Source organism: Tolypothrix tenuis PCC 7101, assembly GCF_963874875.1.
GTDB classification, from domain to species: Bacteria; Cyanobacteriota; Cyanobacteriia; order Cyanobacteriales; family Nostocaceae; genus Aulosira; species Aulosira tenue.
Genome location: NZ_CAWNJS010000001.1, coordinates 5,547,519 through 5,567,942 on the forward strand (window position 1 = coordinate 5,547,519; position 20,424 = coordinate 5,567,942).

Annotated in this window: 15 protein-coding genes; 6 read left to right on the forward strand and 9 right to left on the reverse strand. The window is 40.3% G+C overall.

Annotated elements, in window-relative coordinates; translation table 11 throughout:
• Nucleotides 1-94 precede the first annotated feature (94 nt).
• Nucleotides 95-1,492: an amidase family protein gene (locus AACU25_RS21915; protein ID WP_096583934.1), complete on the reverse strand. Its 1,398-nt coding sequence runs from the start codon at nt 1,490-1,492 to the stop codon at nt 95-97.
• Between the two features lie 251 nt (nt 1,493-1,743).
• Between AACU25_RS21915 and AACU25_RS21920 the strand changes: the two genes are divergently transcribed.
• Entirely contained in the window at nt 1,744-3,192 is a 1,449-nt protein-coding gene (locus AACU25_RS21920) for a hypothetical protein (protein WP_096579247.1), read from the forward strand.
• Nucleotides 3,193-3,290: 98 nt separating this feature from the next.
• On the opposite strand, the gene AACU25_RS21925 is transcribed toward AACU25_RS21920, so the two are convergent.
• Nucleotides 3,291-3,569 carry a hypothetical protein gene (locus tag AACU25_RS21925; RefSeq protein ID WP_096579249.1) on the reverse strand — a complete coding sequence of 93 codons (279 nt, stop codon included), beginning with the start codon at nt 3,567-3,569 and terminating at the stop codon, nt 3,291-3,293.
• Nucleotides 3,570-3,878: 309 nt separating this feature from the next.
• Between AACU25_RS21925 and AACU25_RS21930 the strand changes: the two genes are divergently transcribed.
• Nucleotides 3,879-4,802 (forward strand): bile acid:sodium symporter family protein, encoded by a 924-nt coding sequence (locus AACU25_RS21930; RefSeq protein ID WP_096579251.1) that lies wholly within the window; start codon nt 3,879-3,881, stop codon nt 4,800-4,802.
• 47 nt (nt 4,803-4,849) lie between these two features.
• On the opposite strand, the gene AACU25_RS21935 is transcribed toward AACU25_RS21930, so the two are convergent.
• Nucleotides 4,850-5,692 (reverse strand): protein phosphatase 2C domain-containing protein, encoded by an 843-nt coding sequence (locus AACU25_RS21935; RefSeq protein WP_096579253.1) that lies wholly within the window; start codon nt 5,690-5,692, stop codon nt 4,850-4,852.
• A gap of 515 nt (nt 5,693-6,207) precedes the next feature.
• Here AACU25_RS21935 and AACU25_RS21940 point away from each other — a divergent pair.
• Both AACU25_RS21940 and AACU25_RS21945 read left to right on the forward strand, forming a co-directional pair.
• Nucleotides 6,208-7,413 (forward strand): MFS transporter, encoded by a 1,206-nt coding sequence (locus AACU25_RS21940; protein WP_096579255.1) that lies wholly within the window; start codon nt 6,208-6,210, stop codon nt 7,411-7,413.
• 183 nt (nt 7,414-7,596) lie between these two features.
• Entirely contained in the window at nt 7,597-7,842 is a 246-nt protein-coding gene (locus tag AACU25_RS21945; RefSeq protein ID WP_045872239.1) for a DUF7219 family protein, read from the forward strand.
• A 288-nt stretch (nt 7,843-8,130) separates the two neighbouring features.
• Here the strand turns inward: AACU25_RS21945 and AACU25_RS21950 are convergent, their stop codons facing one another.
• From AACU25_RS21950 to AACU25_RS21975, 6 genes are all read right to left on the reverse strand, one after another.
• The gene (locus AACU25_RS21950; RefSeq protein WP_096579257.1) at nt 8,131-9,183 is read right to left on the reverse strand and encodes an aliphatic sulfonate ABC transporter substrate-binding protein; all 1,053 of its coding nucleotides are present in this window, start codon (nt 9,181-9,183) and stop codon (nt 8,131-8,133) included.
• An 853-nt stretch (nt 9,184-10,036) separates the two neighbouring features.
• Nucleotides 10,037-10,786, reverse strand: coding sequence for an SDR family NAD(P)-dependent oxidoreductase (locus AACU25_RS21955; RefSeq protein WP_096579259.1), 750 nt, complete (start codon nt 10,784-10,786; stop codon nt 10,037-10,039).
• A 6-nt stretch (nt 10,787-10,792) separates the two neighbouring features.
• On the reverse strand, nt 10,793-11,458 hold the full coding sequence (locus AACU25_RS21960; RefSeq protein WP_096579261.1) for a class I SAM-dependent methyltransferase: 666 nt from the start codon (nt 11,456-11,458) through the stop codon (nt 10,793-10,795).
• Nucleotides 11,459-11,903: 445 nt separating this feature from the next.
• Nucleotides 11,904-12,980: a homoserine O-acetyltransferase MetX gene (gene metX / locus AACU25_RS21965; RefSeq protein ID WP_096579263.1), complete on the reverse strand. Its 1,077-nt coding sequence runs from the start codon at nt 12,978-12,980 to the stop codon at nt 11,904-11,906.
• Between the two features lie 153 nt (nt 12,981-13,133).
• On the reverse strand, nt 13,134-14,438 hold the full coding sequence (locus AACU25_RS21970; RefSeq protein WP_096579265.1) for an O-acetylhomoserine aminocarboxypropyltransferase/cysteine synthase family protein: 1,305 nt from the start codon (nt 14,436-14,438) through the stop codon (nt 13,134-13,136).
• A gap of 162 nt (nt 14,439-14,600) precedes the next feature.
• Nucleotides 14,601-15,659 (reverse strand): WD40 repeat domain-containing protein, encoded by a 1,059-nt coding sequence (locus AACU25_RS21975; RefSeq protein ID WP_321206826.1) that lies wholly within the window; start codon nt 15,657-15,659, stop codon nt 14,601-14,603.
• Nucleotides 15,660-16,149: 490 nt separating this feature from the next.
• On the opposite strand from AACU25_RS21975, the gene glyS reads away from it, so the two are divergent.
• Both glyS and murD read left to right on the forward strand, forming a co-directional pair.
• The gene (gene glyS / locus AACU25_RS21980) at nt 16,150-18,300 is read left to right on the forward strand and encodes a glycine--tRNA ligase subunit beta (protein ID WP_096579269.1); all 2,151 of its coding nucleotides are present in this window, start codon (nt 16,150-16,152) and stop codon (nt 18,298-18,300) included.
• Between the two features lie 89 nt (nt 18,301-18,389).
• Nucleotides 18,390-19,775: a UDP-N-acetylmuramoyl-L-alanine--D-glutamate ligase gene (murD, locus tag AACU25_RS21985; protein ID WP_096579271.1), complete on the forward strand. Its 1,386-nt coding sequence runs from the start codon at nt 18,390-18,392 to the stop codon at nt 19,773-19,775.
• The last annotated feature ends 649 nt before the right edge of the window (nt 19,776-20,424 follow it).

Genomic DNA, 20,424 nt, shown 5'->3' on the forward strand with positions numbered 1-20,424 from the left:
AGGAAACTCAAAATCACTTTCTCCTTCTTGTAAAGACGCGATTAATCGCGTCTCTACCCCCTTGCCATCCAAGCGATAGAATATTCTTGATTTGTCAGATTGCAAAAGCTGGACGATTTTGAATCCAAGGATTTGCAGCCTCTAATTGTGCGGCGAGGCTGATGAGTGTGGCTTCTGCTCCTGGTTTGCCTACTAACTGTACGCTAATGGGTAAACCGTTACTATCAAATCCTACCGGAAGTGCGATCGCAGGTTGTCCGGTTGCATTGGCTGCGGGACAGGGAGCAATCCAGTTAATAATCTCTTTGAGTGTGTCTTCTGGACTTAAGTCAGCCCATTCACCTACGCGAATTGGGGAATGCAAATAAACTGGTAATACCAGCACATCAACATTATGGAAAAATCCGACAATTTGCCGTGCGGCGATTTGCATTTGTGATACTGCTTGCAGATATTCACCCGCAGAACCAGAACGCGCCAATAGCCAACGGTTCATTGGTTGCAAAACTTCTGCGGGAATTCCCGAAGCACCTACCCCAGCTTGCCAGATGATGGGAAATGGTTCAATTAATCCGCTAAAATCTGGCGATTTTTCTACAACTTTATGTCCTAATTGTGCCAACAACTTAACAGTTTGTAAAACTCCTTGCTCACAGCTACTATCTGCTTCGCCCAAGGGAGGAATAATCGTTGTATAGGCAATTTGCAACTCTTGGGGTGGTTTCTCGGTAGCAGAAAGGAAGGAAGTTTCCGGATCGGGTAACCAATAAGGATCGCCTACTACGTAACCTGAAATGGTATCTAAAAGTGCGGCAGCATCAGCCACAGTCCGAGCAATCGGCCCATTGGTGGCAATTCCCGACAGGCGATCGCCTACAGGTGCATTACTTACCCTGCCTCGTGATGGTTTAATGCCTACCAAACCACAACAAGCTGCAGGGCCACGAATTGAGCCACCACCATCGGAACCTTGAGCGATCGCACTCAAACCAGCAGCTACAGATGCGGCTGCACCACCACTAGAACCGCCTGGTGTATAGTCTAAATTCCAGGGATTTCTCGCTGGGGGAAATCCCATAGGTTCACTGTAAGGAAAAGAACCAACTTCGGAAGTAGCAGTTTTACCGAGGATAATAAATCCGGCTTGTTTGATGCGGGTGACAATCCCATCATCATAATTAGGGATATTGTTGATTAAAGCCGGATTGCCATAAGTACAAGGTACACCAGCTACCGGGTTCAGGTCTTTAATCGAAATTGGTACCCCAAAAAATGGCGGTAACTCGGAACTATTCGCCAGTATTTCTGTTTTAGCTTGAGCATCTGCGATCGCTAAATCTGCCGTCACCGTAAAATAGCTGCCTAACTGGGGATTTAACCGCTCAATTCTTTCTAGATATACATTTACCAACTCTAGAGGCGACAGTTCCCGGCGACGGATTAATTGCGCCAACTCCAGTGCTGGGGTAAAAGCTAAATCAGTGGTATTCATGCGTGAACTACTGAGTAGTTTGAGGTTTTTTCTGCAATTTTCTACTAAGTTTGTTACTTTAGCAGGATTTTCGGGAAATATATCTCTGTAAATGCTGAGATTTGTCATTCAACTAGGATACTAGTACACTTACGTGAAAGTATTGACTAGTATGCAGTGGGCGTAGTTATTTTTTTAATCAAGCCATAACTTCGCTGCATCGTAATTTTAATTGTTTGGCATCCACTTGCAACAATCCCCAAGGGATATTTATGGCTGAATTAGAAAAGGTACTGAATGAACTGCCAAAACTTGTTGAAGAGCTAAAGCTAACTGTGGGAAACACTGAAACAATTCAGCAAGAATTAACACGTCTAAGCGAAGTTAAAGAAAAATTGCACAATCTGCAAGTGGCGATCGCTCAAGAATTAGATTTGGCAAAATCTCATCACAATGGATATAGCGCGATTTCTGCGGGTACAGCCAGAATGGTATTGATACCTGACAATTTTTCAACGGATAATGGGTTTATTGCCGAAAAATTTGGCAGTTTTAATAAACAGCTTTCCTTAACCGAATTACAAACGCAAATGGTTCGCTGGCATGAGTGGGGTGAATTGCTTCAGTCTATAGCCAAAGATATGTTAAGTGATGAGCAAATTATTAGCCAGCTAAATTGTAATATAAACTATACCAATATTCCCGAAAAATTCCGAGAAATTGAACAAATAATTCCCATTAATTTAGCATTTGGCAATCAGAAAAAATTAGAGTTTCAAAATCAGCAACTTATTACTTATCAATCTGATTTATTAGAAATTCAACAGAGATTATCTATAGTATTTGATAGTATTAATAGCAGTCAGACTATTTTAGTAATTTTACTAGGATTATCGTTATTCTGCGGGCAAAATGGTCTAGAGCTACAATGGCTATCCGATGAATATGGCTTCATTATCTCTAGTATGGGCAAGTTCCAACCATTAACAGAGTTTATTAATGATTGTGAATCCTATAAAAATAATATTAATATTTTAGTTGAAAATATTAATAGCTTAAAAACGCAAACAGAACAAGCTATAGTTAGCATACCACAGAGTAATCCCTTAGGAAAAGCTGCAAAATATTTAGCCAGAAAACGCATCAATTCAATTTTATTCATTGCCTCTAGCATATTATTTGTAGGCTTGGGTGGTTGGACAATTTATCACCAAATTACTCAACTACAGTCAGGCAATGTAAGTGGTAACCAGCCAAAAAATGTTGTAGATAAATTCAAAGCTTCTCAAAAACTTGGGCTGGAAGCTTCCTTGATAGTGCAAAAGCCACCATTACCTCTCAAAGATTGGCAGCAAGCAGAAAGCAAATGGCAACAAGCAGTGCAATTATTAGAAAGTATTCCAGAAGGAACACCTGTCTCTCCTCAAGCGAAGAAACAACTAATTAGCTATCGTACTAAATATGCGGCTATTAGCCAAAAAGTTTTGAATGAAAAGAAAGCTGCTACTAACTTAGAATCTGCTCAAAAATTAGCAGTAGAAGCCGAGTTTATCGCCAAAAACGCACCACCAGAATCGGTGATTTTACAACAAGCAAAAGATAAATTAAAGGAAGCAATTAACTTATTACAAAGCATTCCAGAAGGGACTTCAGTCTCCAAAGAAGTGCAAGACAAGCTGACTAGTTATAAAAATAGCTATGAGGCTATTGGTAGTAAGTGATTGGGATTGGGGACTAGGGACTGGGGATTGGGGACTGGGGAAATTACCAACACCAAACACCAAACACCCAACTCCAATTACCAATTACCAATTACCAATTACCCAATGACAAACCACTGCCAACCAGTTAAAGTTTGATGTGCCATATCATGGGTACAAATTAGCCAAAAGCCATAAACAACTCCCGCTAAAATTGTTACTACTACAAATAAAATATTGTTTGGCAATGACCAAGCTAATATGACTAAGCCGATAAATATCAAACCCAATATACTAAAACGTAGCAATCCAGCTAGAGGATTAACTGGGTGTAAGTCGGCGGTAACGTGCTGTAATTCTTGAGTGATATTATTCACGCTAGCTGTGCGATCGCTCATCACCCACCCTACCTAAATTTGTCATTTCAGTTACTATTTAGCTTACCGTAAATTATCCACTGCTTAATTACGGCTCAAGTTAAGCCAATAATTTTATAAAATCAGTGCTAACAGTTAAATAAGGGCGAATTTTGGGCAAATTTAGTTGTAAAGTGACAATATGGCATAGAAAAACAATAGTGAACTACTTGGAGTTACACATACAGTTGACAACTTCAGCAGACTGTAGAAATCACAAGTATGATACCATTGCCATTTTGCAGATAATTCCCCAGCCCCTAAAAGTTGTTAAAAACCCAGATACAGTAAATGTCTTACCAAGTTAATCGTCTCATCAAAGTCAGCCAAGATTTATTTTTTGTTTGGGTATTAATTGGTGCAATCAGTGGTTATTTATTCCCCAAAATTACTGCCAGTGGAAGTGGTAATATTTCCATAGCGCTGGGAGTGGTGATGTTAGGAATGGGTTTAACAATCACTCTTGAGCAACTCAAAAGTTTACGCCATGCTGGTAAAGCATTAATTGTAGGAGTGTTTCTACAGTTTACTATCATGCCACTCCTAGGGTGGTTCGCGGCTACAGTTTTGAAATTACCACCAATGTTGGCATTGGGTGTAATTCTTGTTGGTGCTAGTCCGGGTGGAACAGCTTCGGAAGTTATTACTTTTTTGGCGCGTGGTGATGTGTCTCTATCTGTAGCTTTAACCACTGCTTCTACACTAATCAGCCCAATTATGACACCTGCTTGGATTTGGTTGCTGAGTGCAAATTGGGTTGAAATTCAACCGTTATCATTAATAATGACTACAGTCCAATTTGTCCTGTTACCTGTATTAATAGGAATTGTAATTCGATACTTTTGGACTCCTAGCAAATTGGTAATGGAAGGTATATTACCCCTAGTTTCCATGTTCGCAATTGTTTGGATTATCGCTACAGTTGTAGGCTTAAATCACGAGCGATTGTTGATTATGCCTATAGTAATCATTGCAGTAATTTTCCATAATGTTTTCGGTTTAATTTTAGGTTACATGGGTGCAGCTATTACAGGTCAACCTAAACCTATTTGCCGTACAATTTCCATAGAAGTAGGAATGCAAAATTCTGGTTTGGCTGTGGCATTAGCGATCGCACATTTTGATCCAGTAGCCGCAATACCAGGAGCCATATTTAGCGTTTGTCACAATCTTACAGGTTCCCTAATAGCCGCCATTTGGCGAAAATATTCATAATTCAGCCATTCACAGCAGTTTTTGCCACCAATAATCTTTCCCATGCCCTATGCCCCATTCCCTAATTCCAAGCGAACATAAGTGCGATCGTCAAATGACTCTCTACCTGGGGCGAGTCCTCTGTGACCTAAATAAATGTCATAAAATAAAGGGTCTTTGGCAATCATTTCTGAGAGAATGGCCTCGCTTTCTGTGAGAGTTGTTCTTAAATCTGGATAACCATCACTAGCAAGCACTACCGACTTAATTTGTTCGGGAATTTGAATCACTTCAATATATTTCTCAGGGACTTTGTCACCATTCATTACACCATAACCAAATGGTTCTGTAGGAGAATTACATAACGATGCTTGCAGTCTATATATAGAAACCAAAAAATTTTGGCTGGGATCGTTTTGTAATAGTTCGTCAATTGTTTTACCCTGAGCTAGATAGGAATGCACAATCAAAGAACGTAACTTAGTTGTCACTTCATCGACTTTGCTGAAGGGATTGTTACCTTTTCCATCTAATAAATATTGGCAATCTCCAACTCGCCAAAGTTCTCGACGTGCATTAGAGAAGAGTATGATTGCAAAACAGGGCGCAAAAATTGGTACTGTCTCTGATTGAACTCTTGCTAATGCTTCTTTTACTGCTTGAGTTAACTGCTCAATCGCTTCTATAGCGCTAGCCTCAGCCGCAAGATTTTCTAAAGCTTGAGCGCCTATTTCTGCTACAAAACGACCAGGAGAAAGCCCATCATAACTAGCACCTGATGCATCTGTAGCGCCATCTAAGACAGCTACAAAGTCTTTAGTAACAACCAAGCGATCATCACCCAGGCTCGGATCTCCGTATTTTGAGCGACTTAATGATTCCACTACTGTGAAGCTGGCGTTTTGATTCATCTCTAATGTCTTACCTCACAGATATCTGTACCAGATATTAAATACTTGTACGAATAAATATCAGGCTATTTACTAAGGGTATTTAATACCTATACCTGTAGATAATGACATAAAATGATTTGGCAATCAACTCAATTACAAAGTTTTTAAACCTACTGAAGCTTTGCTATAAAAACCTTGCCCTTTGAGAGATTTTATGTAACTATTCTATATAGATATTTTAAAAATACAAAATCTCGATAAACTTACAGTATTATATTGGTGTGTACAAATATATGTACACTTTATTGCTATTTTTAATCTACAAAAAAAGCTATATCTGGCTTCTAGTAAGCAATTATCTAGCCTATGATAAAAATTATTTTACTGGTTTTTAAATATGCCTATATTTATCAGTGATGGCTAAAATTTGTAGAGGGAAATGATGCATCATGCTGATTTGTCATTTGGTTGGGAAAAAACTCTGCTATAAGTCCGCAAATTAAGCAATAACCCAACTTATTAACTACATATTTATGGATTTTCAAGAGCAGTCTCAGCTCAACGATACAACTGCATTTAGCAATCTGCTAGCAAATCGAACGACTGTTTTCACCTTAGCGATCGCTTGCGGATTAGCAATAGCAAATGTGTATTACAATCAACCTCTGTTAGCAGATATGAGCAGAAGCTTTCATATCTCTGTACAGCAGGTAGGATTTATCCCGACGCTTACCCAAGTAGGCTATGCAACAGGCTTATTGTTTTTAGTACCGCTAGGCGATCGCTTAGAACGAAAACAGCTGATTATTAAAATGTTCGGCTTACTAAGTTGTACCTTAGTTGCAGTAGCCATTTCTCCCAACATTATTTGGCTGGGTGTAGCTAGTTTTTTTCTTGGGTTTAGCAGCATTGTTGCCCATTTAATTCTTCCCTTCGTTGCCCAAATCACGCCGCCCAACCAACGCGGAAAGGTAATTGGTACTTTAATGAGTGGGCTAATTATTAGTGTTTTGCTAGCTCGTTCTGTAAGTGGTTTTGTGGGTAAGCTAATGGGCTGGCCTGGAATTTATTGGATTTCTGCAGGTGTAATGATTGTTCTGGCTTTAGCGATTCGTCAGCAATTACCTGAAAATCGCTCCTCATCACAAATGTCTTATCCAGAACTAATGCAGAGTCTTGCCCATCTTACCTATCAACAGCCTGTACTTCGGGAAGCTGCATTCAATATCGCTTTAATATTTTGCGCTTTTAATGTCTTTTGGGTAACACTAGTTTTCCTGCTAGAATCGCCTGTCTATAACTATGACAGTCAAGTTGCAGGATTATTTGGCTTAGTCGGTTTAGTGGGAGCAGGTACAAGTTCTCTGGTAGGTAGGTTAGTAGATAAATGGGGCGCGAGGCGCGTTGTAGGTATCGCTCTTTGTTTTGCTTTATCTGGTTTTACAATTCTCTGGTTAACAGGGACTCATTTAATGGGTCTGATTTTGGGTGTAATTATCTTAGAGTTGGGTATGCATAGCGCTTACCTTTCCAATCAAATCCGCGTTTATAATCTTGTTCCCAATGCTGAGAGCCGATTGAACACTGTTTATATGGTGATTAACTACAGTGGTGGGGCACTTGGTTCTTTACTAGGTAGTTATAGTTGGGTAATTGGAAAGTGGAATGGGGTTTGTGCATTGGGGCTTTTCCTATTAAGTTTGGCTGCAATTTTGCACTTTGGTGGACGTAGGAAATAGACTCAGATTCCTAGCAACTTCAGTACTATCCGTAGCGATTGGAAAAATTCATCTTTGATTTTGAGGAAATACACTTATTCCTCAATACTAAACGGTACCTATTAATCTAGTAAAAGTATCAATTGCCAAGAAATTGAGGACTTGCTAATATTTTGCCTTCTAGATTACCAGCAGGTGCACATTATGGCGGAATCAAACGGCATAATCAAAGATGGCTTTCTCTATCCTCGCAGTCGCTATCATGGTCAAGTAAAACCGCAGAACTTAGTATTTAACGCAAATCTGCAAGAATTTTCTCAAAAAGTTGGTTATATTTCCTCGTTGGAGACAAACGGTAAACTTTCACCAGAGGAAGCTTATCAGAAGATTGAAACAATGTGGGAACAGTTAAAAAAATCCAAATTTGAATTAGGAATCACTTCTGATTAACTGATTTATCAGGGATTGATGACAAAGGCTGACTACAATATAAATAATTTCAAGATAGATAAGAGTTTCCTATTTTGGTTGTCTAACTGTACGAAGTTTATTGAAAAGTTTTGTATGGCTTATAGTGAGACACAATTGCATTCAGATAAATTAGAACTTCCACAGAAATACAAATTATCGGGGCAATCATAAATTGCCCCTAACTGCATATTTGAGCTTCGGCTTTTGTTTTACTGTTGAATGTTTACAGTTAATAGTCAACAACCAACAAATGTCATACGAATTACTTTAGTTTCTAGCTAACCTCTGAGGAATTATAGCTCGTAATGTGTCCGAGGGAGGTACAGCATCCCGAATATTAACTTTGCGGGGAATGATTTTTTCTTGGAAATAGAAATCAGCAACCTGTTGTTGTTCGGCAATAATAGAAGGTGTCAATGATCTTAACCGTCGAACAGTTCGGCGTGACACTACTTCTAAAACTGATGGGTCAAGTTTTACTTCACCCGCAAGTGCTTTGGCTGCTTCAGATGGATTTTTATCAGCCCATTCTCCAACTTTGTCTGCCTCATCTAAAAATACTCGTACTAATTCTTGATTTTCCGAGACAAATTTTCGTCTGGCAATATAAAATCCTCCTAAGGTGTTAATACCACCTGCATTTCTCAAATTACGAATAGGAATGCTTTTTTCCACAAGAGCTAAAAAAGGATCGCCAGCTACCCACACTTCCACTTTATTTTGAATAAAAGCATCGCGGGCTTCTGATGGAGTTAAACCAACAACTTGTACATCACTAATTTTTAAACCTACTTCTTTCAAAGCTTTTGCTAATAAATAATGAGCGTTCGACCCTCTTTGAAAAGCAACTTTCTTACCTTTGATATCTGCAAGCTTTTTAATTGGAGAATTGGCTCTCACCACAATACCTTGATTTAGCCCTTTACTAGGCCTACGTCCGGCAATATAAACAACCTCTGTAATACCTGCGGCTTGGGCAAATATTGGGGGTGTTTCTCCTACAGTACCGATATCAACCCTACCTGCATTCATTGCTTCTATCAGTTGTGGCCCTGCAGGAAATGGCCCTACCCAATTTACTGTTACACCCAATGCTTTAAAACGTGGCTCTACAGATTTTCTAGCTTTTACTATATCCCCCGAAGTTTGATAAGCCAAATTGATGACTTTTGACTTAAACCCTGTAGTTTTTGTTTGTGCTTCACTACTTTGAAGGAGACTACCTGTTAAAGGTGCTGATAGTGCAAAAACTCCTGCTAATGTATATTGCACCATCCGCTTTAATACAGTGCGACGTTGTGGAAGAAATGGTATTTTCATAACTTTTGACACGAACTCTAAGCTTCTTGAAAAGTTTGTTGATTTGCCCTCAGTTTTAGTAGCTTAAATAGCTATAAAATCTGTGCGTATCCCTGCAATATTGATAGCAGATGGAAATTTGTAATTAGCAAACTACTAAAAGTCGATTGATTTACCGTATTTTGCTATATAGGAAATTTTTCCACAGTTTGCAAAAAAATGCAACTGGTAAATTAAAGATTTTTATTAGTTAATATTTTTTGAAAAAAGTAAAAATACAATAGGTAATTTATAATTATCAACTTAATTTTTTATAATAATTTTGCACCTAATACCAATTTAATATGAAGTTGCATATATCTAGATCCCCCTAAATCCCCCTTAAAAAGGGGGAATTTGATTCTAGTTCCCCCCTTTTTTCAAGGGGGGTTAGGGGGGATCGAATTCTATGCAGCCTCATAAAGAATTGGTATAAAGTAATTAAAAAATATAAATTACTTCTAAGATGAATTAGAAACGCCTCTTATACCATAAGGGTTTCAAGATTTAATTAGTTACAGCACTTTTGAAGTAAGTGAGGTACATCATGAGTAATGAGTAATGAGTAATGAGTAGGAAATTTACTTATTAGAGACCATTTATAAAATAAATCTTAAGTAACGCACCGCCGCGTGGATGATGCGTTAGGCGCTAGGATAGTTCTTTCGTGACAAATCATATTGGAAACCAGCGCCTAACACATCCTACGATAATTTTATTTTTACTTTATAAATAACCTCTTACTCATTACTTTTTTCAATTAGTTGCTGTACCTCATAAACATCGCATCTGCTGTATTAAATCTTGAAACCTTGTTATCCTATTTCCTAAGTATTTACCATTCTTGCAATGTTGGTCGAATGAGGATTTCATTCACATTCACACGAGATGGCTGGGTAACTGCATACGCGATCGCAGCTGCAATATCTTCACTTTCCAAAGGTGTCACAGAACGACGACGCGCTTCGCTTTGTTGTTTAAAAACCGGGTCGGTAATATGATCGCTTATCTCCGTATTGACTAACCCAGGCTCAATAACTGTGACACGGATATTTTGCTTACAAACTTCTTGCCGCAAGGATTCTGAAAAACCGTTTACACCCCACTTAGTTGCATTGTATACACCAACGCCAACCCTGGCAGTGCGTCCCGCAACGGATGAAATATTGACGATATGTCCTGCACCTTGAGCTTTCAAAATGGGTAATACAGCATGGGTGACATACAACAACCCCAAGAGATTGAGATTAATCATCTCTTTCCATTCTGAGGTATTGCCACCATCGATCGCACCAATAACCGCAATACCTGCATTATTGATGAGGATATCTATGCGACCGAATTCAGTTTTTGTTTTGTCAACTAAATTCTGTACTTGAGCCTCGTCTGTCACATCAGTAATAATAGGTAAAGCCTTGCCACCAGTAGTAGCAATTTTTTCTGCCAAGGCATTTAAGCGATCGCCTCTGCGAGCAGCCAGAACCACTGCTGCACCTTCTGCTGCTAGCGCTAGGGCGGTGGCTTCACCAATACCAGAAGAGGCTCCGGTAACAATTGCAACTTTGCCGTCTAATTTACCTGTCATGATTGGTTAACGTTTGATTGCTAATGTGAGTCCATCTGCTATAGAAATCAAGCTTAAATCTATGCGATCGTCTTGATGCAGTTTGCTATTAAATTCTCGGATAGCATTGGTAGCTGAGTCTTGCACATCTGCGTTGGCTGCACGTCCAGACCACAGCACATTATCAATGGCAATTAATCCACCTGGACGAATCAGCTTGAGTAATCTTTCGTAATATGCATAATAGTTTTCCTTATCGGCATCAATAAAGGCAAAATCAAAGGTTTCTGCTTCATCTGCTGCCAATAATTTATCTAAAGTCTCGATAGCTGGAGCCAATTTCAAGTCAATTTTTTCTGCTACTCCTGCTGCTTGCCAATAACGACGTGCGATGCTGGTAAATTCTTCACTAACATCACAAGCGATGATTTTACCCTCTGGTGGTAAGGCTAAAGCCACGCTGAGAGAACTATAACCTGTAAAAACGCCTAACTCTAAAGTCTTCTTAGCTCCAATCAGTTTGACTAAAAAACCGAGAAACTGTCCTTGTTCTGGCGCTACTTGCATATTTGCTCTGGGATGACGTGTCGTCTCTTCCCGCAGTTTGAAGAGTAATTCCGGTTCTCGCAAAGAGATAGACAACAGATATTGATAGAGTTCGTTTGGTAGATGCAGCGTTTTACTAGGAGCCATTAGAGTCAATAACTATGGGTATTATTTGAGCTTCATAATTTAATATACTGTAAATCTACCAAATTACAGTATATTAAAGATAAAGCAATTTTGAAAAAAGATGGGTATGGTCTCAGTGTCCAAAATATTTTGGGATATCAAATTATCTTAATGGTGCTGTGCCCCTACAAAGAACTTATCTGTCGCCGACATTATTTGAATTAGTAGAAGACTAAAAAATCTACGAGCAAGATACCCGTATTACAAGAATGATTATTTTTTACCTAATTTACCTGTAATAAGCTATTCCATATTTAACTTGCATATATTGGGCGGGCAAGATGCCCACCCCACAATAAATATACAATTTCAGATTATGCAACCTAGATGTAGTTTAGCTTATCTGCATTTTTTTAAACAATATAGGAGATAAATTATAGATAAAATTTAACCCTATTTAAGATAGTTACGAATTACAAATTTTGAATTCTAAATTTAAAGCTTGGCGGAAGCGAATTATTAGTTTGTTTAGTGCATCTGTATCAATTAAAAATGCATCGTGACCGTAAATAGAATTTAGCCAAGCTATTTGAGAATTGGGGATAAAATCTGCTAATTCTTGTTGTTCGATTGGGGGATAAAGAATGTCAGAATCAATACCCACAACTAAAGTAGGTTGTTGAATACTTTGCAAAACAGATTCATAGTCTTTACCTTGAGCAATATCATGATGATCCATTGCTTTGGTAAGAGTAATGTAGGTATTAGCATCAAACCTATCTACTAGCTTTTGACCATGATGTTGTAAGTAGCTAGCGATCGCAAATTGATCGGCAGATGCATCATACTGTCGTCCAAAGCGTTCTGTAAAGCTGTGCCAATAACGGTAAGTACTCATCGCCATCATCCGCGCTACGGCTAATCCTTGCTTTGGTGGTTGTTCTTCTGTGTAGTTACCGCCTTTCCAGTGAGGATCTGCATAGATAGCTTGTCTTTGGGCTTCACTCAATCCGATACACCAAGCTGAATGTCTACCGGAAGTGGCAAGGGGTGCGATCGCTCTCACGATTTCTGGATATAATAAAGCCCACTCTAGTACTTGCATTCCACCGAGGGAACCCCCAATTACTAGTTGTAGACATTTAATTCCCAGATATTTAATCAGTTCAGCTTGTAAACGCACCATATCCCGAATTGTGATGACGGGAAATGATGCGCCGTAAGGAATTCCGGTTTGGGGATTGATGCTAGTTGCGCCCGTAGTGCCGTAACAACTACCTAAAATGTTGCTGCACAAGATAAAATCGCGATCGCTATCCAGTGCTTTTTTGGAACCTAATAAATCTTTCCACCAGTCATCCGCATCGGCTGAACCAGTTAAAGCATGACAAATCAGCACTCCATTATCGCCTTGTGAGTTTAACTTTCCCCAAGTGCGATAAGCGACTTGAACGCCAGTTAAAACTTCGCCTCCCTCTAATTCAAACGGCTGGGAGAGATGGTAATACTGAGTTTGCGGTGAAATGAAGTGCTGGTATTTCATTTATATTAGGGCATGGGGCATGGGGGAGGCAGTGCGTTGGACGGGTTTCCCGGCTTGAAGCAACTGCCGTCATGGGGCATTGGGAAGAATATGAGAAAATCACTAACTATGGACAAATGACAATTGTACAGACGCGATTCATCGCGTCTCTGACTAATGACTAATCTTCTCAAATGCTTGCTCGAAGTCTTCTTTGATATCGTCGATATGTTCAATACCAACTGAGACGCGGACTAAATCGGGTGTTACGCCGGCGGAAACTTGTTCTGTATCACTTAACTGTTGATGGGTTGTAGAAGCTGGATGAATGACGAGGGTTTTTGCATCGCCAACATTTGCTAGATGGCTTGCTAATTTCACATTATTAATGAAGGTTTTACCTGCTTCTAATCCGCCTTTGATTCCAAAATTTAAGACTCCACCAAATCCATGTCTAAGATATTTTTTGGCTCGCTGATGATAAGGATGATGGGGAAGTCCGGGATAATTAACCCAAGCTACTTGTGGTTGCTGTTCTAACCACTGGGCTAATTCTAGAGCATTGCTGACATGGCGATCTACACGCAGAGATAGAGTTTCTAACCCTTGTAATAACAGAAAGGCGTTAAATGGACTCAATGAAGGGCCAAAATCTCTTAACCCTTCTACTCTGGCGCGGATGATGAAAGCAATATTGCCAAAAGGACTACCAACGCCAAACACTTCTTGGAAATTCAGCCCGTGATAACCGGGGGATGGTTCAGTAAAGATGGGGAATTTACCATTACCCCAGTCAAATTTACCAGAATCGACAATTACGCCGCCAATCGAGGTGCCGTGACCACCAATCCACTTAGTTGCAGATTCCACAACAATATCTGCGCCATGTTCAATTGGTCGAGCCAAATACCCACCTGCACCAAAGGTATTATCGACAATTAAGGGAATACCATTCTCGTGAGCAATATGGGCTAAAGCAGCAAAGTCGGGAATATTAAATTGGGGATTACCAATGGTTTCAACATACAATGCTTTGGTGCGATCGTCGATCGCTTGACGGAAACTTTCTGCGTCGTCGCCTTCTACAAATTTGACGTTGATTCCTAAACGTGGCAGAGAAACTTTAAATTGGTTATAGGTGCCGCCATATAAAAAACTGGTAGAAACAATATTATCTCCAGCTTGAGCGATGGTACTTAAAGCCAAAAATTGTGCAGCTTGACCGCTAGAGGTGGCTAATGCAGCTACACCCCCCTCTAAAGCAGCTATTCGCTTTTCAAAGACATCCGTTGTCGGATTCATAATCCGAGTGTAAATGTTGCCAAACTCTTGTAATGCAAACAACCGCGCCCCATGCTCTGCATCATCAAAAACATAAGATGTGGTTTGATAAATTGGTACAGCACGGGCATTAGTTCCGGCGGCTGGTTCTTGTCCAGCATGGACTTGCAAGGTTTCAAAGCGATATTTTTCCGACATAAACAATTATCTGCATCAAATATATTTTTCTTTTGTAGCGCCAATAATTAACTATAAGTCTATCGGCTTTTAGTATTTTATCAGCCTACTCTATGAGCGCAAGGGAAAGAAGCATTGCTTAACGTTAACTAGCAGTAGACTGCTTGGCTGGCGATGGACAGGCTAAACACGCCAAATCTTGATTGACTTATCGCCGCTACCACTAATGAGATTTTTACCATCTTTGCTCCAAGCTAAAGCATAAATGCCGCCACCATGACCACTCAATTTATTGACTACTTTTACAGTTTTCAAATCCCATAATTGAATTTCTCGGGATAAACTGCCGATAGCAAAAGTTTTGCCATCAGGACTAATCGCTACAGCATTAATAGGGCCAATTCCTATGGAGAAATTATGCATTAATTTCCCGGTTTTCAAGTTCCAGATTTTAATATTTTTACCATCAGTTTCTTGCAGTGATTGATGGCTGTCATCGTAACCGCCATTAATCAGAGTTTGCCCATCTGGACTGAGAGCCAGAGAAATAACTGCGGATGCTCTCGCTTGGTCATACATGGGATTTACTGGACGAGGCGGAATCAAAGTTCGCAGCAGTCTACCATTGCTGATATTCCATAACTGAATTCTGCCATCTTCCATTCCACTAATTCGGGTTTTACTATCAGGAGTAATGAGAATAGCAGTCGAGATTTTGCCAGGTTTTAAGCTCCGAATTAATTGCCCAGTTTTTAGGTTCCAGAGCTTAATAGTTTTATCGTAACTAGTAGATACTAAAGTTTGTCCGTTTGGGCTAATATCAATATTAATAACTTGATTTGTATGTCCAGTTAAGGTGCGGATTAACTTGCCAGTTTTTGGGTTCCATAGCTTAATTGTTTTGTCAGCACTGGCGCTAGCTAATGTTTGTGCATCTGGACTCATCGCCAGAGATATTACTCGCTCAGAATGTCCAGTTAAAGTGCTGATTAAAACGCCAGTCTTGGGATTCCATACTTTGATTACTTTATCATCACCGCTACTAGCTAAAATCTGTTCATCTTTGCTGAGTGCTAGGGTGCGAACTGGTTCTTGATGTCCAGATAAAGTCAGAACTACTTGATTAAGTTGTTGAGTTTTGGGATTAGGTTCGGCAATCGCTGGAGTTAAATTAATAACGTTAACAATAGTAGATAATGTCAGGGTAGTTGCTGTGAGTGCTTTTAAAATAGAAGATTGCATTTGCATAGGTATTTGGTAGAGCAGTTTTTTTCTATATATATAGGACTTTACTTTTGAGTGATGCAGGATCAACTTCACAACTGATGAGTGAAATTCCGGTTTAGATCAGAAAATTTCTCGTTTCCCTGGAGGTAGAGAAACGAGAAAATAAAAGTAGTTCCCTACTGCACGTTTTCTATATAATTAACTTCATCAGGCTATAGGTAAAAATCGGAAAAGTCGGGAACTTCCAAAAACAAATTATCTAATAGCGGTTCCCATATAGGATTCATATTTGATTTGTAATATACAAAGGTGCGTTGCGCTTCGCGACAACACACCCTACACATAAATCTACTCAGATTATATTTCCTTTCTCCCCCTGCTCCCTGCTCCCTGCCCCTCTGCCTAAACAAAAGTGGGATTTTTCGAGTTGCAAGCCCCCAAGGGAGCAGTCAGCATAACAGGCGAGGTAAACTGTTGAAACTGACTGTTTTACACAAATTGCCTTATGCCGGAATTTTTATTGGAAGTTGGAACAGAAGAACTACCTGCAAGCTTTCTGGGAGATGCCATAGTACAATGGCGATCGCTAATTCCTCAAAGTCTTTCTACTCATAGCCTCACTAGTGATGCAGTGGAGGTTTACGGGACTCCACGGCGGTTAGCGGTACTGATCAAAGGTCTACCATCTCGGCAACCAGACCGAGAAGAAGAAATTAAAGGCCCTCCCGCACAAGCAGCTTTTAAAGATGGTAAACCCACACCCGCCGCCTTGGGATTTGCGAAAAAGCAAGGTGTGGAAATCGAAGCGCTGCAAGTTCGACCTACCGATAAGGGCGATTTTGTGTTTGTCAACAAAAGCATTGCTGGTCGTCCCGTAGCAGATTTATTAACAGAACTGGTGCCCCAGTGGATTTATGCTTTAGAAGGTAAGCGGTTGATGCGCTGGGGTGATGGGGATGTGCGTTTTTCCCGTCCTATTCGCTGGCTGGTGGCTTTGTTAGATGCAGAGGTATTGCCGATTGAGTTGGTCAATGCTTCTAAGGTGGTGAAAAGCGATCGCATTTCTCGTGGTCATCGTGTCTTACATCCGGAAACGGTCACAATTTCCCAAGCTAATGATTATGTTAGCACTCTGCGATCGGCTTTTGTCGTCGTGGATGCTGAGGAACGCACCACAACTATCCAAGAACAAGTGAAGGCATCAGTCCAAAAGTTAAGCGGTGCTACGGAAATTTACCCAGATTTATTAGCAGAAGTGACAAACTTGGTTGAGTATCCTTCTACGGTGGTGGGTAAATTTGAAGACGAATTTTTAAACTTACCAACGGAGGTAATTACCACTGTGATGGTAAGTCACCAGCGTTATTTCCCCGTATTTAAAACTGAAAATAGCAAAGACTTATTGCCCAATTTCATCACCATTTCTAACGGCGATCCTAGCAAAGCTGATATTATTGCTGTGGGTAATGAAAGGGTAATTAGAGCTAGATTAGCTGATGGACAATTTTTCTACAAAACTGATTTAGCTAAACCTTTAGAAAGCTTTTTACCACAGTTAGAAACAGTCACATTCCAAGAAGATTTAGGTTCTCTACGGCTGAAGGTAGATAGAATTGTCAAAATTGCGGGACAGATTGCTAACCAACTGCAATTAACCGAAACTCAATGCCAAAATGTTCACAAAGCTGCATTGCTTTGTAAAGCCGACCTTGTAACTCAAATGGTTTATGAATTCCCGGAATTACAAGGGGTAATGGGAGAGAAGTACGCTTTAGCCAGTGGCGAAAATTCCGAAGTTGCTAGAGCAATTTTTGAGCATTATTTACCTAGGGGAGCCGATGATATTTTACCGGAAACTCTCACAGGTCAAGTTGTCGGTTTAGCAGATAGATTAGATACCTTAGTCAGTATTTTTGGACTCGGTTTAATCCCCAGTGGTTCCTCCGATCCCTTCGCTTTACGTCGCGCAGCAAATGCTGTAGTTAACATTACCTGGTCAGCAAATTTACCAATCAATTTAGCTGAATTATTAGCACAAATTACCAGCGATTTTGTCGCCACATATAACAAAGACCAAGCACAATTAGTTACCTCATTGCGCGAATTTTTCTTGCAACGTATCCGTACCCTATTGCAAGAAGAAAAACAAATTGATTATGACCTAGTAAATGCCGTTTTAGGAGAGAATGACCCCGAATATACCGAACGGGCACTCAAGGATTTATTAGATGTCCGCGATCGCGCTTTATACTTGCAGCAAATTCGCCGCGATGGTACTTTAGATACCATCTATGAAACTGTAAACCGTTCCACAAGGTTAGCTGCCCAAGGCGATTTAGATAACGAACAGTTAGAACCAACTAACCTAGTTCGCCAAGAACTCTTCCAAAAGTCCTCAGAAGCAGCATTCTACAACGCCATAGTCGAATTAGTACCCCAGACCCAAGCCGCCCAGCGATCGCGCAATTACGAGCTGTTAATAACAGCATTAAGTAAAATCGCACCTACTGTTAGTACCTTTTTCGATGGTGCTGATAGCGTGTTAGTAATGGATTCTGATCCAGAAATCAAACGCAATCGGTTAAATTTGTTAGGACTACTTCGCAATCATGCCCGTGTTTTAGCGGACTTTGGTGCAATTGTCAAAAATTTGTAGCTTAAATAAACAAAAAGTAGGTGTAATTTTTGCCAATAAACGCTACGATCAGTAGTGCTTAACCAGGGAGACTCTGCTACACACAATCTATGCCTAGATCTGCTGTCATTGGATTAGGAAAATCCGGTATTGCTGCGGCAAGATTGTTGCGAAGGGAAGGCTGGGAGGTGGTGCTAAGTGATAGTAACACCTCCGAAACCCTCCTCAAACAACAACAAGAACTTGCTACAGAAAACATAACTGTAAAACTGGGGTACTCCCTAGAATTCAATGAGGCTGATTTACCGCAATTAATAGTTGTCAGTCCTGGTGTACCTTGGGATATTCCGGTATTAGTTAAAGCCAGAGAATTAGGTATTGAAACTATCGGGGAAATGGAGTTAGCTTGGCGATATTTACAAACTCCACCTTGGGTAGGAATTACCGGCACAAATGGTAAAACTACAACCACTGCGTTAATTGCAGCAATTTTTCAAGCTGCGGGTTTAGATGCCCCTGCCTGCGGTAACATTGGCTATGCTGCTTGCGAAGTTGCTTTAGCAGCAAAACAGCCAGATTGGGTAATAGGAGAAATCAGTAGTTATCAAATAGAATCTTCTGTAACTCTTGCGCCGAGAATTGGTGTTTGGACGACATTCACACCCGATCATCTCAGTCGCCATAAAACCTTAGATAATTACTACAAAATTAAAGCCCAGCTATTACATAAATCGCAATTGCAAGTATTCAATGGCGATGATGCCTATCTGAGTAAAGTAGGTCTAAGTGATTGGCCTGATGCCTATTGGACAAGTGTCAAAGGTAAAGATTTCCTTATAGGTGACAAAGGCTTTTATATTGAAGATGGCTGGGTAATAGAACAATTATCTGCCACCTCCACACCAGAACCAATTGTAGAAGCCTCTGCTTTGCGGATGGTAGGAGAACACAACCAGCAAAACCTCCTGATGGCAGTTGCAGCCGCAAGATTAGCAAAAATTGATCGTGATGCTATTTCCCGCGCCATTCGCGAATTCCCTGGTGTAGCCCATCGTTTAGAACATATCTGCACTTGGGAAGGCATAGATTTTATCAACGACAGCAAAGCCACCAACTATGATGCGGCGGAAGTTGGTTTAGCATCGGTGAACAGCCCAGCAATTTTGATTGCCGGTGGTGAAGCCAAAGCCGGTGATGACACAGGCTGGTTAGCCAAGATTCAAGCCCAAGCCGCCGCCGTTTTATTAATTGGGAACGCCGCCCCAGCATTTGCCCAACGTCTGCAAGCGGTGGGGTATGCTAATTATGAAATTGTGGAAACGATGGACAAGGCAATTCCCCAAGCCGCAGAATTAGCTAAAAAGTACCAAGCTACTGTAGTGCTGCTATCTCCAGCTTGCGCTAGTTTTGACCAATATCCCAATTTTGAAGTCCGAGGCGATCATTTCCGTCAGCTTTGCTTGGATTGGGTGGGAATGAAACCAATGCAAATTTAAAAATTCGGCGTTGCATAAATGCAGTAGCTTTCATTTCGGCTAGTTTGCGGTTAGCTTTGGTATCAGTCAAACCAGTTGACTTTGCCGATTTTAGATTGCCGATTTTAGATTTTTTGGTTCATGCTCATCCGTAGGCGGAACAAATCTAAAATCCAAAATTTAAAATCCGACGCTCTATGACTCGCTCTAAGCAAAGCTATGCCGTTGGCGAAGCCTCTCAAAGAGAAGGCTTTACGCTGCGCTATCAAGCCCTGCACCCTTGTGGTCGGGGTCAATCCAAAATCCAAAATTCGTTGACCAATGCCAAAGTGTTGTGCAGGTAGAGACTCACTAAAATATCCTTGTACATCAGCATTTTTATAACTACTGGTACAGAATCGTTTTCTCGCACTGCACGATCAACTATTGTTCTCGAACCATTGTAGAGTTCTTCATTAATGCGATATCCGGGAATACTGACAAGAGTGCTAATACCATTTTGAAAAAAGAACGCGACAGATAGGTGGGGGCACGGCACCTGTAAGATATTTGAATATACCAAAAGATTGTGGATGCCGTGCCCCTACATGGAATTTATCTGTCGCAAACATTATTTGAATTGGTATAACCATATTGCGCTCATCTGAGTATTTTCTCAATCTAGTATTCC